Origin of the sequence: Prevotella brunnea (assembly GCF_008016795.1) — a bacterium.
Lineage (GTDB): Bacteria > Bacteroidota > Bacteroidia > Bacteroidales > Bacteroidaceae > Prevotella > Prevotella brunnea.
On record NZ_SDIK01000055.1, the window covers coordinates 16,751 to 30,298 of the forward strand.

General features: G+C 47.6%; 11 protein-coding genes and 1 tRNA gene. 1 reads left to right on the forward strand and 11 read right to left on the reverse strand.

The window, feature by feature from the left end:
• Nucleotides 1-76 precede the first annotated feature (76 nt).
• The 10 genes from ETF27_RS07450 to prmC all read right to left on the reverse strand — a co-directional run bounded on the left by ETF27_RS07450 (nucleotide 77) and on the right by prmC (nucleotide 9,126).
• Nucleotides 77-1,693 carry a thiol-activated cytolysin family protein gene (locus ETF27_RS07450; protein WP_130830564.1) on the reverse strand — a complete coding sequence of 539 codons (1,617 nt, stop codon included), beginning with the start codon at nucleotides 1,691-1,693 and terminating at the stop codon, nucleotides 77-79.
• 760 nt (nucleotides 1,694-2,453) lie between these two features.
• Nucleotides 2,454-4,001 (reverse strand): YifB family Mg chelatase-like AAA ATPase, encoded by a 1,548-nt coding sequence (locus ETF27_RS07455; protein ID WP_147785648.1) that lies wholly within the window; start codon nucleotides 3,999-4,001, stop codon nucleotides 2,454-2,456.
• Nucleotides 4,001-4,993, reverse strand: a complete 993-nt coding sequence (locus ETF27_RS07460) for a TlpA disulfide reductase family protein (protein ID WP_193557208.1) — start codon at nucleotides 4,991-4,993, stop codon at nucleotides 4,001-4,003. Before ETF27_RS07460 ends, ETF27_RS07455 begins: the two co-directional genes overlap by 1 nt.
• Before the next feature lie 49 nt (nucleotides 4,994-5,042).
• Nucleotides 5,043-5,128 (reverse strand) — tRNA-Leu (locus tag ETF27_RS07465).
• 95 nt (nucleotides 5,129-5,223) lie between these two features.
• Nucleotides 5,224-5,799, reverse strand: a complete 576-nt coding sequence (locus ETF27_RS07470) for a hypothetical protein (RefSeq protein ID WP_147785650.1) — start codon at nucleotides 5,797-5,799, stop codon at nucleotides 5,224-5,226.
• A gap of 193 nt (nucleotides 5,800-5,992) precedes the next feature.
• Entirely contained in the window at nucleotides 5,993-6,406 is a 414-nt protein-coding gene (locus ETF27_RS07475) for an SRPBCC family protein (RefSeq protein WP_130830560.1), read from the reverse strand.
• Between the two features lie 16 nt (nucleotides 6,407-6,422).
• Nucleotides 6,423-7,055, reverse strand: coding sequence for an orotate phosphoribosyltransferase (pyrE, locus tag ETF27_RS07480; protein ID WP_130830559.1), 633 nt, complete (start codon nucleotides 7,053-7,055; stop codon nucleotides 6,423-6,425).
• Between the two features lie 34 nt (nucleotides 7,056-7,089).
• Nucleotides 7,090-7,812 (reverse strand): ComF family protein, encoded by a 723-nt coding sequence (locus ETF27_RS07485; RefSeq protein WP_240048153.1) that lies wholly within the window; start codon nucleotides 7,810-7,812, stop codon nucleotides 7,090-7,092.
• Nucleotides 7,778-8,272, reverse strand: a complete 495-nt coding sequence (locus ETF27_RS07490) for a regulatory protein RecX (protein ID WP_130830558.1) — start codon at nucleotides 8,270-8,272, stop codon at nucleotides 7,778-7,780. The genes ETF27_RS07485 and ETF27_RS07490 overlap by 35 nt, the downstream gene beginning before the upstream one ends.
• A complete protein-coding gene (gene prmC, locus ETF27_RS07495; protein WP_130830557.1) occupies nucleotides 8,269-9,126 on the reverse strand; it encodes a peptide chain release factor N(5)-glutamine methyltransferase in 858 nt (285 codons plus the stop codon). The genes ETF27_RS07490 and prmC overlap by 4 nt, the downstream gene beginning before the upstream one ends.
• 26 nt (nucleotides 9,127-9,152) lie before the next feature.
• Between prmC and ribD the strand changes: the two genes are divergently transcribed.
• Nucleotides 9,153-10,169 (forward strand): bifunctional diaminohydroxyphosphoribosylaminopyrimidine deaminase/5-amino-6-(5-phosphoribosylamino)uracil reductase RibD, encoded by a 1,017-nt coding sequence (gene ribD / locus ETF27_RS07500; protein ID WP_130830665.1) that lies wholly within the window; start codon nucleotides 9,153-9,155, stop codon nucleotides 10,167-10,169.
• 333 nt (nucleotides 10,170-10,502) lie between these two features.
• Here the strand turns inward: ribD and secDF are convergent, their stop codons facing one another.
• On the reverse strand, nucleotides 10,503-13,535 hold the full coding sequence (gene secDF / locus ETF27_RS07505; RefSeq protein ID WP_130830556.1) for a protein translocase subunit SecDF: 3,033 nt from the start codon (nucleotides 13,533-13,535) through the stop codon (nucleotides 10,503-10,505).
• Nucleotides 13,536-13,548 lie beyond the last annotated feature (13 nt).

Genomic DNA, 13,548 nt, shown 5'->3' on the forward strand with positions numbered 1-13,548 from the left:
GCGGAGTCGCGCTAACTCCGCTTCTCGAAATAGTGAAAGTTCTTGCGTTCAGATTACTTCTTCGAATAGCGTGAAGCTATTTCGTGGCGTAACTGATGTCAAAGACGATGGAACCATGGAAATCGGTTGCTATCTTGCGTCGGGTCTGTATTCCAAACTGATAGTCTTTGGCCGCGAAAATAAGGTCTTTAAGCGACTTGGTAACTGTCTCCGTACCGAGGTCGTCGCCTTTTGTCGTACCTGCCGCGACGGTATTGCCGAGCGATGCGGTAATCTCTACTTGTTGATTTAGGAATGTCTCCATATCCATGCCGTTTCTGTCCAAAGTGATGGTGGTGGAAGGAGCATCTATCTGCGTATAAATATTCGGACCATTCATCTTGTAATAATCAGAGAATGGTGTGTTGAACAATGTTACTTTCTGACCGTTAGGCAGTTTCATTGTGGCATTTCCCCAAACGCAGAGGTCGGGTTTTGCTCCTGCGGCAGCCTCCAGAGCAGTAGGTGTGATGCGGAACGATATCTGATTACATTCGGGAACGAATACGGAAGATATAATCGGGAAACGGTCAGTGGTAAGCACTTGAGCTACGGAATTGTCATCCACATAGCGCAAGGTGTAAGAGATGGGGCATGCCGTGGAAATAGGCATTGGTTCGGCGAGACTCTTGCGGAAACCTTCCCAACCACCGTCTGCCAATCGACCGTGCTGCTCGGTTTTTCCGCCGATGCAGAGCAGGTGCAATGCTGACTCGTCAAGCACTTTCTTATACTGTGTTTGCAAGGAAACATTGAGGTTAGCCCAGTCAGGGAGAAGCAAACCGAGTGCCGCTGTTACCTCGTCATAGCTGTAATTGCTGGAAACAAGCATGTAAGCGATACGTCCGTAATAAACGTCGCTGACATAAACGGGAACGGTTCCCTTAAAGTTTTTTGCCACTTCGGGCGCATTAGCGAGGATACAGCCCTCCGGCATATCCATGGAGACGCTATATACTTTTTGGATGAACTTCAGCAGCACATGGGTTTTGTTGCGCTGCCATGAGTTGCTCAAATCCCAAGTGAGCTTTGCGGTTGAACCTATCGAGCCTGAAAGATGAACGGACCCCGACTTGTCGAGTGTTACCTGATGATATTCATACTCTGTCATGGCACCCGCATCTTGCGCACCATAAGAAAGCCAATCCTTCAAAATGTCCTGATAAGAGCTCCACGACACATCAACCAGCGGACGCGACTGCAACGTACCGGCAGCGAGCGGTACAAGTGTGTTGGAAATGGTGATGGGAACGATTTTCTGTCCCTTCACGGGAGTGTACTCGCCGCTGGTAACACTACCTCCCACGAACACATGACCGGGATAGATGGAGGTGGAGGCAGGGTTGAAAATCATGAACTCGTTGTAAGCCGTGCCCGACTGATGATAGGTGGTGCGGGTAATCTTAATCCCCGGTATGCCGTTTTCGAAGTCGTACGTACTGGATTCGCCTCCCGGAACATTGGGAAGATTGGGAGAAGTTACGCCTGAGCGCACCATTCCCTCACCAAGTTTGTAATTACTGAACGAGAAAGAGTTGTCGGGGGCGGGGTCGTCTTTCTCCCACTCTTCATCGTAATTCGAACAACTCCCTAAAACCAAAGCTGCCACCAATGGCAACCAAACTCTTGAAAAAGATAAGTTAGTTTTTTTCATTATGAGATTTGATTTGAGTCATCCACGGAAAAAACAACAGCGCATCTGTTTTTCCATGAATAGTTTTGTTACCTTTTGAGTTGATTTCCAACCGGTGCGCTGACGAACCCGCTTCGTTGGGATTCCCAAAGTTGGTCTTTTAATGGCAGACGTTTCTGCTTTTTTACCTTATTATTTGTTAGTTATGCTATAAATCTAATTCTTTTTACTCGTAAATGTCGCTACAAAAATAATAATTTGGTACAAATTAACCAAAAAAATATCAAGAAATATTTTGAGAAAAACAAAAAAAATGACTTTTGGGGGTATCGTGTGGAGTGCGTTTACTTCGGAATCGTTTAAGTATAAGCAACTTACATTATTTTGCGTTGCTACGATGAGATTTTAGATTTTGTTTCTTTATAACATAAAAGTCTTAAAAATATGCAGAAAAATAAAATCGGGAAAGGAAGCATGACGTTGTTTTTCGGGAAAAAGAAGTCCGCTTTTAATTCGAGAATTTAAGATGAAAAAGAATGACAAAAACGAGAATATAAACGGATTTGTAATCTTCTGATTTTCAACCTGATAAGAATTGGGTTGCAAAAGCTTAGCTTTTGCAGCGTAAAAGGTGAGCTTTTGTGGTGCGTTTGCTTAGCTTTTGTGTTACAAAAGCTAAGCTTTTGCGCGACGTTTGTGAATAATCTTTACAATAAAACAAAAATCGGAAATAACAGCCCCCGTTGTCTGTGAACCGTAATTAATGGAACAAGAGCGGAGATTAGAGCTCGCGTTCCGCCCAATCGCCCCGATCCAAACTGCGATAGCCTATTGCTTCGGCAATGTGCGAAGCCTGTACGACAGCCGAGTCTTCAAGGTCGGCAATGGTGCGTGCCACTTTTAAGATGCGGTTGTAGGCGCGGGCGGAGAGCTTGAGACGCTCCATGGCGGAACGAAGTAGTGCTATCGACTGTTCGTCAGGTTCGGCAAACTGATGTATCATGCGTTCGGTCATCTGTGCGTTGCAATGAACTTTGGGATAAGACTTGAAGCGTTCGGTTTGGATGGCGCGTGCTTTCATGACGCGTTGGCGAATGGACGTGCTCGATTCGCCCGGTGCGGCTTTGCTGATATCTGCGAACGGCAGGGCACTTAGTTCTATCTGGAGGTCTATCCTGTCGAGTAAGGGTCCGGAGATTTTGGAGAGATAGCGTTGGATTTGTCCCGGCGTACAGACGCAATGGTGCGTGGGGTCTCCGTAGTATCCACACGGACAGGGGTTCATGCTTGCCACGAACATGAAGCTGCAGGGATAAGTAACGGTGTATTTGGCTCGCGAGATGGTGATGGAGCGGTCTTCCAAAGGTTGTCGAAGCACCTCTAACGTGTGTTTGTTGAACTCCGGTAACTCGTCGGTGAACAACACGCCGTTGTGTGCAAGTGTGATTTCGCCCGGCATGGGTGTCATTCCGCCTCCCACGAGGGCTACTTCGGATATTGTGTGGTGAGGACTGCGAAAGGGGCGTTGCGTTATCAATCCGGAGTCTCTTTTCAGTTTTCCGGCAATGGAATGAATTTGGGTGGTTTCCAAACTCTCCGTGAGCGACAGGGGTGGCAGAATGGAGGGCAATCGTTTTGCCATCATGCTCTTTCCGCTTCCCGGCGGACCCACCATAATGACGTTGTGTGAGCCGGCGGCAGCCACCTCCAAAGCTCGCTTCACGTTCTCTTGTCCGCGAACGTCGGCAAAATCCAAGTCGTTGGTGGACTGATGTTCATAAAATTCTTTTCGGGTGTCCACCACGCATGGTGTGGCATCGTAGCTGCCATTGAGAAACGCGATGACTTCCGATAGGTTATTCATGCCATACACTTCCAACGAGTCCACTACGGCAGCCTCGTGCTCGTTGGCTTTTGGCACAATGAGTCCCTTAAACTTGTCAGCACGCGCTTTGATGGCAATGGGTAAAGCTCCTTTTACGGGGCGCAGGCTTCCGTCGAGGCTTAACTCGCCCACGAGCATGTACTCCTCAAGTCGATCGGTGTGCATTTTCTCGTTGGCGGCAAGCACGGCAACAGCCAACGGAAGGTCAAAGCTTGAGCCTTCTTTGCGTAAATCGGCAGGCGAGAGATTGGCGGTGATGTCGGCAACGGGGAATTTATAGCCTATGTTCAGCAAGGCAGCAGCAATGCGGTCGTGGCTTTCTTTCACGGCGGTATCGCCCAATCCAGATAAGTGATAGAGCACGCCACGCGTGATGCTTACCTCAACGGTAACGGTTGTTACCTCCATTCCGTTCACTGCCGCGCAATAGGTTTTTACAAGCATTATATATTAAGGTTGGTCAGCCGTTGTCTGAGTGTATTGGCATTCACGCCTCGTTCGGTTATCCTGCCGTTCCTGACAACGATATTATCGGGAAGGGTATTCAGACCTAACGTCTTGAACAATTTTCCCTCCATCATTCGTCCGTCGCAAATGTTCCGGAAAGTTATGTTGTCGCGTTTCAACGCGTCGCGAGCTTGATTGGGCGATGCGTCCACACAGATGCCAATGACGGTTGCTTGTCCTTTTTGAGAGAATTCCTCCAAGAGGCGTTGTGTTTCCATGCTCTCATAATCCCACGTAGCCCACGCGTTGAAGATGATGGTCTTGCCTTTCAGGTCGGCGTTTGTGAGAAGTTTTCCATTCAAGTCTTTTGCTGAAAACTTTGGCAGCTGACTTCCGATTGTGGCATTCTTCAATCCGGACAACTGGTTTTTGAGTCGTGCGAGCGTTCCGTTCTTGAGTTGTTTCTTCGCCATGAGGTTCACAAGTTGCGCTGCCTGTTTGAAATCGGCTCCTTCGCTTTGTAGGAGATATTTCTCGGTGAGATATACGCTGACGGGTGATTCGGGATGGTCTTTCACAAAGCGTATTGCCGCCTTTTGTTCCTCGGGCGGGGAAGCTGACGAAACTTGTTTTCGGAATTGTGTCATCAGGTCGTTAGCTTCCGTTCCCTTTATCTCCATCTCCTTCAGGTGTGAGGCATCGGCTTTCATTTCCACGGCTTTTCCCGATTCGGTGAAGACGGGTTGCGTGGAAAAGTTGGGAAAGATGAGCACAAGTGTCGCCGCATATCGACATGGTATCTCATACGTAAATCGTCCACCCTGTATCTTGATGGTGTCCATTCCGTCGATAGCCCCATCGGGACTATACACATAAAGTTCTCCTTGATTGATGTGCAACAAGCGACCTTCCATCTTGAAGTGCCCACTGCGAGTACCACAAGAAACCAATAGCAATAAGAATGTAATAAAAAAAACTATTCGTTTCATGTGAATAAGGTTTAAGAAGTGTTTCCAAACTTATCTTGGAACTTGCAAGTGCCGCGAGCGGGACTCGAACCCGCACAGCCATTTCTGGCCAAGGGATTTTAAGTCCCTCGTGTCTACCAATTCCACCATTGCGGCAAACCGCTTGCAAAGATAAGGCAATTTATCGAATATGACAAAATTATTGCAATTTTTTTATCACATTCCTTTCTGCTACCAATTCAGGGTTAGCCCTAATAGACGCGCAATAGTCCGTTCGGACCGGTGGTGTTGGCGCGATATTTCACCAAGGACTTTCCCTTGTCGCCCGAAACAATATTCCCTCCTGTGTTCATGTTGTAACTTCTGCGACACGTTTTGCAAAAAGCTGTTCCGGCTTCGTTCAGCGTAAGCTCGTAACTGCGCATGGGAAAAGTTTTGAGATGGAAACAATTGGGGCATTGCAGGTCGTAAGCGTAGAACTTTGCCGGCTGTTCTAAATTTCCGAAACCAACAATGAGTCCTTGTTTCATGCCTACATGGTGATGACTCTCTAACCTTAAGTCGATGGCATTGAACCGTTTCTCTGATGAAAGTCCATGATTATTGGTAAAATTAAAATAGTTTGCCCCATTCTTAAACATGGGTTTGATGACTGTGAACACGCCCGGAGAACCCACATTCATGGCACTTGCGAGTGTGGCATCCAAGTGTGTGGAATTGTCAATGGTGAGATTGCAGTGATAATCGCTGTATTCGAAATCTATATTGTCGCCGCAAGCTGCGAGAAATAGCAACACGCAAAGTTCAATCCATGAAAATCTGTTCATATTGTCGCGTTATTTGGTCTTCAATCAATGTATGAAACGAGAAGCGTAGCTCATACCGTGAGATACGTAGGGTTTTGTGATGACAAGACATATATGCCGCTACCGGTGAGATACGTATGTCGGTGGTAATGAGATACGTATCTCAAAGTGGCGAGATATGTATGCCATAGCAGGATTATCGGCAAGCGAAAGCCTATTCGTAAGGAATCATTGCCAACACGTCGGCAATTTTCTCTATTCCCTCCTGTAGTGGCTTTGCGACCATTCCCTTAGCGAAGAAAGGTATTTCGGCATCTATGGTCAGTCGAATCTTGGAACTTGCTTCGCCGGTGGGCAGGATTTGTATCCAAAAATTAAAGGATATAGGCGATTTCTCGCTTGCAAACTTTATCATTTTGGGTTCTTCTCGTTCCATGATGCGCATACTCACATGACCAACCGGTGGCACGCTGATGGAGATAGTGTCGCTGTCGAAAGTTAAATCTTTTAATTTTTCTTCCGGAACTGCCCCTTTCACCCGTTCGATGTTTCTCAGATCGCTCAGCATCTTATAGACACTTTGCTGCGAATAGGGGATTTGCTTTATGCTGCTTTCAAACTTACTCATCTGTTTTTTCCTTGCTTTACTTTTTCCAATTGGCAGGATCTACGCGCCATTCGTCGAGCATCGGTACATCTTCTTTCTTGATATAACCCGTTTCCAATGCTTTCTCCACCACGTTGTGATAATCGGTGAGCGTTACGAGCTGCACGTTTGCGTCGCGGAAAGCTTGTTCTGCCACCGGGAAGCCATAGGTATAGGATGCCACCATGCCTACAACTTCGAAGCCGGCTTCACGTAAAGCAGCCACAGCCTTCAGCGAAGAGCCACCGGTGGAGATTAAATCCTCTACCACCACTACTTTCGCGCCTTTGGGCAGTTCGCCTTCGATTTGGTTTTTCATGCCGTGGTCTTTCGGTTTCGGGCGAACGTATGCGTAAGGCATTGCCAATTCGTCGGCAACCAGTGCGCCCTGAGCTATTGCTCCGGTAGCTACGCCGGCAACAGCGGTTGCTTCGGGGAAATGCTTCATAATGGCATGGGTGAGCTCCAGCTTTACGAAGGAGCGTACATCGTGATACGAAAGCGTTTTGCGGTTATCGCAATAGAATGGTGAGTGCCATCCACTTGCCCATAGGAAAGGATCGTTGGGTTGCAATTTAATGGCTTTAATGCTCAAGAGTTTTCCTGCGAATATTTTTTTTAAGTCTTCCATTGTTTCTTTAAGTTGCTTTTCTGTGCAAAGATAGTTAACTTTTAGTGAATCCCAAAGCCAAGATACTTATTTTTACGTTTTGGGCTTTCATCACTTCTTTGCCAAGTGCTGTTATGGTGGCACCTGTGGTTATGACATCATCTATCAGTAACACGTGTTTGTTCTCAAGCGTTTTGGCACGTAACAGTTCAAAGTCGTTCTCAACGTTCATATTGCGTTCCCATCTGTTTCTCTTTGTTTGGCTACCTTTGAACGACTTGCGTCTTACGGCATTCTCCACAATTGGCAAGTGAGTTGCCGACTTAATGCCACGCGCTATCTCCACACTTTGGTTGTAGCCTCTGAGCCGAATGCGTTTTCGTGCCAACGGAACAGGTAGCAGGAGGTCAATGCCCTCGAAGAAACCCGTGGGTAGATATTCTTCTGCTATCATTCTTCCCAATTCCGTTCCTATCTCCGGATGGTCGTAATACTTCAATTTATAGATAAGGTGGCTGAAGAGTGCCTGTGGTTGATATAGGCAAAAGGCGACACATTTCTCTATGGGGATTCTGCCCCAGAAAAGTCTGGCAAGCTCATTGTCGTAAGGCGAAAGATAATAGTTTCTTCTTGGAAGTGCAAGGTTGCAGTTGGCGCAGAGCATTCGTTCCGTTATGCTTAATCTATTGCCGCATGCCGGACAAGCACGTGGTGCGATAAGGTCGATTAAACGAGCAAAAAAACTATTCGAAGGTTTCATCGTCAATTTCTGTTTCATCGTCGATGCACTTGCGAATGAGATCGATGGTGAACCCACGCCCCATTGCGAACTTTATAAGTTTCATGGAACGTTCATAGTCGGTTGTGGCTTTTATTCCCGGAAGTTTGTTTTTCAGAAGCGGTCGCAGCACGGTCAGATACTCATCATCCGGCACCTCGTCTAAAATAGGTCGCGAAATCTGTTCGGGCACTCGTTTCATCCATAATGCCTGTTCTATCTTTTTTCGTCCCCATTTGTTGTATGCGATTTTATCGTGCACGAAAAAGCGTGTAAAGCGTTCATCATCGATGTATTTGTGCTCGATGAGATAGTCTGTAATTCGTTCTTGCGCATCGGTGGACAGTCCCCATTTGTGCATCTTCTCCTGCATTTCTCCGGAGCAATGCTCTCCGCGGGCACATAGGTTGCCGAGTTTTTTCAATGCTTCAGCTTCTGTCATCGGTTTCATTGGTTTCATGGTCGAAAGGCTTTAATGAATCGTTGTTTTCCGAATGGGTCGTTCCTCAGCTGCATTCCGACGAATCCCAAAGCGGTCAATGCTTCTCTCACCTTATATATATAATGTGGATTGGTTTCGAAATAGAGTGCTCCGCCCCTGCTTAACGTTTTCGATGCGTATTCGGCTATGGCTCGATAGAAGCGCAGTGGGTCGTCATTGGGAACGAAGAGGGCTTCTTCCGGTTCATAATCCAATACGTTTCGTTCCATTTCTCCGCGTTCTTTCTCACAGATATAGGGCGGATTACTTACGATAATGTCGAACTCTTCGCTTCCCTTGCTTGGATGAAGTATATCCACACATTGAAAGTTTACGTTGGCTCCCAGTCTCAACGCGTTGCTGCGAGCTGTTAGCAGTGCGTTGCCGGAGAGATCCCATGCGGAAACGGAAGAGTTATCGAGGTCTAATGCCAGCGTAATGGCAATACATCCGCTTCCCGTGCCCACGTCCAAGATGCTTAATGGTTTTGGGGGGCGTAAGGCGCAATAAGGGTGGTCGTAATCTTCCATCACCCATCGGCAGAGCGTTTCGGTCTCAGGACGTGGTATCAGCACTCCTTTTTCTACATGAAAGCCACGGTGCATGAAGTCGGCTTCGCCCAAGACGTATTGCACCGGTTCCGATTGCTCCAACCGGAGCATCATTTTTTCGAGTTCGGCTGCGTCGTCTGTGGATAATTCATTAACTTTGCCTGCGTAAACATCCGTTGGAGTTAGTCCGAAGCGGACTTCCAAGACGGTGCGCACGATGGCTTGTGCCTCGCCTTCGGGATAAAGAGGTGTGAGTCGTTTGCACAATTTCTGATATGACATTTTGCAAAGGTAGAAAATAAATGGATATGATACAAACGGAAACAGACGAAATGTATATGCGACGCTGTTTGCAACTCGCAAAAAACGGTCAGCTATCGGCAAGACCCAACCCAATGGTCGGTGCGGTAATCGTGAGTGAAGAAGGCAGGATTATCGGCGAAGGTTGCCACATTCGTTGCGGCGAGGGACATGCGGAGGTCAATGCGTTCGCCTCAGTGCGTGCTGAAGACGAACCGTTGCTTGACAAAGCCACGCTCTATGTTAGTCTTGAACCGTGTTCGCACTATGGGAAGACACCCCCCTGTGCCGATCTCATTGTTCGCAAAGGCGTAAGACGTGTGGTCTGTGGTTGCATAGACCCTTTCTCCGAGGTGCAGGGACGAGGCATACGGCGCATCAGGGATGCGGGAATAGAAGTTACGACGGGGGTGCTGGAGAAAGAATGCTTGGACCTGAATCGGAAATTCATCACTTTTCACACTCATAAGCGTCCTTACATTCTACTAAAATGGGCACAGACTGTCAATGGCAAAATAGGCAATTCGACCGCGCGACCTTCACAAAACGGCACGAGCGCGCAATTACGGCATATCCCTCTGCTCCTCTCCACACCTTTCACCAAAATGCTGGTGCACAAACTGCGTGCTGAGAACGATGCCATACTTGTGGGACGGATAACCGAAGAGTTGGAACATCCGCGATTGAACGTGCGAGAATGGAGTGGTAACAGTCCGCAGAAGTTTGTTTTGTCTTCCTCGCTTTCATTTCAGAATCCGGCACACGTCTTCCCAAACATTCCCTCGCTTCTCAAACATCTGTACGAGAATGAGATGCAAAGTCTGGTTGTGGAAGGTGGGAGAAAACTCCTTCAATCGTTCATCGACCGGGGTTTATGGGACGAGATAAGGGTGGAAACCGCCCCTTTCGTTGTGGAGGATGGAACCGATGCACCCACGTTGCCCAAGAATTTAACCATCACACAAGTGGGAAACTTCGGGAATACGATTATCACCTATAGGCGGAAGACCTCGGAAAGTGAATGAACAGATACTTTTTATGGCTTTTTGCCGGTATGAGAAAGCAGTTTTGATACCGACGTTCACCACCAATTTCCAAAAGCTCACCTTTTGCATTGCAAAAGGTGAGCTTTTGACAGCTAAAAGGTAAGCTTTTAGAGTGTAAAAGCTAAGCTTTTGAATACTGTCTCGTAAAGTACTTATTTTCAAGAGTTTATAGACTCGTTTTTCGCTTGTGTGTTTTTAGAGAATTGTTCCGTTTTTTTCCTTCGCATTTTTTCATTTTTGGGAAAACAAAAGGTCGGCACTTACTGTGAAGTACCGACCTTTTTTGATTATTTGTCATAAAGTTTATGCCCCTTAACTCTTCGTTTCGTCAGCCGTAGCGACCGCCAAGCGGTTTTCTATTTTCTTTCCCAATACCAAATAAGCTACCGGCGAAGCAATGAAAATGGAAGAGAGTGTACCGATGATCACACCGATAATCATCGCGAACGAGAAGCTGCGAATGCTGTCGCCACCGAGTACAAAGATGGATACTAATACAATCAAGGTGGAAACAGAGGTGTTGACGGTACGTGCGAGGGTCTGGTTAATGGAATCGTTGAATAACGCCTGCATATCGGTCTTGTTCAGACGATGCTTGTTGTTGCGCAGATTCTCGCGAATACGGTCATATACAACCACGGTATCATTGATGTCGTAACCGATTACCGTCAGGATGGCACCGATGAACGTCTGGTCAATCTCGAGCGAGAATCCTATCCATCCATAGCATAGTGAGAAAATGCCCACTACGATTGTCGTGTCGAGAATCAAACCTACGATAGAACCTACAGAGAAACCGATGTTGCGGAATCGGAGAAGGATGTAGAGGAAGATGAACACGATGGCAAGTGCAACGCTGATGATGGCACCGTGGGTGATGTCCTTTGCCACCGACGGACCAACCTTTGCCGAGCTGATGATGGATCCACCCTCGCGGATGTCCGGGTTTTTGAAACTTTCCACGTCTTTCTGACTTACGAAGTTTCCTTTCTTCAACGCGGTGTAGAGCAAGTTCTCTGCATGGTCGTCTTCAGCCGGATCGTTGGAATCGATATTGTAGTTAGTGGATACACGGATGGTGTTGCCCTCCGTTCCCAAGGCGATGACATTGGTGGTGGCAAGTTTGCCGGCATTCTCTCCATTGGTATTGACAAACGCATTCTCCAATACCTTGCGAACCTCCTCGACATGTACCGATTTATTCAACGTAACGACATAGTTGCGACCTCCGGTGAAGTCGATGCTCTGGCTCAGTCCGCGAACAGCGAAACTAACGATGCAGATAACAATGGCAATGCCCCATGCGGTGAAGCTCTTCTTGTACATGCTCATGAAGTGCCAGTTTGTGTTCTGCAACATGTTCTTGCTGATGGAAGTATGGAATTTCTGGTTGAGCCATTTGTCTTTCTTCAGACGGTTCTCGTAGATGATACGAGTTACGAACACTGCGGTGAAGAAAGAGCAAACCAAACCGATGATCCAAGTGGTGGCGAAGCCTCGGATGGGACCCGTACCCGTTACAAGGAGGATGACACCGGTGATGAGCGAGGTGAGGTTGGAGTCGAAGATGGCAGAGAAAGCATTGCTGTAACCGGCTTTCAGAGCCTCTTTGATGCCCTTGCCTGCTCGCATCTCTTCCTTGATGCGCTCGTAGATGAGCACGTTGGCATCAACGGCGGTACCAAGCGTTAGCACGATACCGGCAATACCCGGCATGGTTAGTGCCGATTGGAATGAGGCGAGGATGCCTAACGTAAAGAAGAGGTTGGCAAGCAACGCAGCGTTGGCGAGCATACCGGGGATGAGGTCGTACATGACAATCATGTAAATCATCAGGAGTACGAAAGCAATTCCAAACGACCACAGACCTTGACGGATGGATTGTGCACCCAGTGTAGGACCTACCACTTCTTCTTGTACGATGCGTGCCGGAGCAGGCATTCTACCAGATTTCAGGGTGTTGGCAAGGTCTTTCGTGTCTTCTATGGTGAACGATCCGGAAATGGACGACTGACCGCCATCAATCTCCTGCTTGATGCGCGGTGAAGTGTAAACAAGCCCATCGAGAACAACGGCAATGGCTTTGCCGATGTTTGTCTTTGTCAGGTTAGCCCATTGACGTGCGCCGTCGGCATTCATGCTCATGCTTACTTCCGGACGCCCGAATTGGTCGAACTGGTCTTTGGCATCTGTTATCACATCACCTTCCAACGGTGCGCGACCATCGGCGGTGGTTATTTTCAAGGCATGCAATTCGTAGATATTCTTCTGTTGCACACCATCTGCCGGCTTCGCGCTCCAAAGCAGACGCAAGTCGGAAGGCAATACCTGTTTTGCCAAACGGCTGTAAATAATTTTGTTTATGGCTGCCGTATCACGTGCGCTGGCATAGCCCACCATGCTTAACGCATCGCCCGGAACGAGCTGCAACATTGATAACAAGGGGTTGCGCTTCTTTGCTGCTGCCATCTGAGCATTGGTACTTTTGGCAACAAGTTTATTATCTCTTTTCAACGAGAGTTTTGATGTGGGTTGGGTTGCCTTGGTCTGGGCACTTGCTTCTGCTTTGGCAGTGTCGTTGTCTTCCACCTTTGTATCGCCGTTAGCCAACCGTTGGTCAAGCTGTGTTAAATAAGGTGCGATTTCTTGGTTGTTGTATGTCTCCCAAAACTCAAGATTAGCGGAGCCTTGCAAGAGTTTGCGCATACGTTCCGGTTCACGGATACCCGGCATTTCCACCATGAGTCTGCCTTCCTGACCCTCAAGTTTCTGAATGTTGGGCTGAACCACTCCAAACTGGTCGATACGGTTGCGCACCACGTTGTAGGAATTGTCGATGGCTGCCGTGATTTCTTCGCGAAGCGCGGCTTCCACTTCCTTGTCAGTACTCTGGGTGTTCACCTTGCCTTTGAGCTGTTGTGTGGCGAATATCTCTGCCAGTCTGTGTCCCGGAGCATTCTTGTGGTATGCATCAATGAAGAGAGAGATGAAGTCTGCCTGACTGGTCATTTCCTGTTCCTTTGCTTCTTCCATCGACTTTACGTAGGCTGCATCGGTCTTGTGGTCGGCGAGCACATCCACTACGTCGGGAACGGAAATCTCAAGGATAACGTTCATACCGCCTTTAAGGTCAAGTCCGAGACCTATCTGTGTTTCAAGACACTTTTGGTAGGAGTAAATACCCATGTACTTCACAGAGTCCTTATAGTCCTGTTGCGCAATAGGGTCTTTAATCTTTGCCGCCTGACTGTCATAGTAGCTTGTTGCTACCGTGAAAGACAAGTAGAAAATGCTTGCAAGCGTCAGCAAGACGGCAACACAAATTACTAATCCTTTGTTTTGCATTTTATTTGTTTGA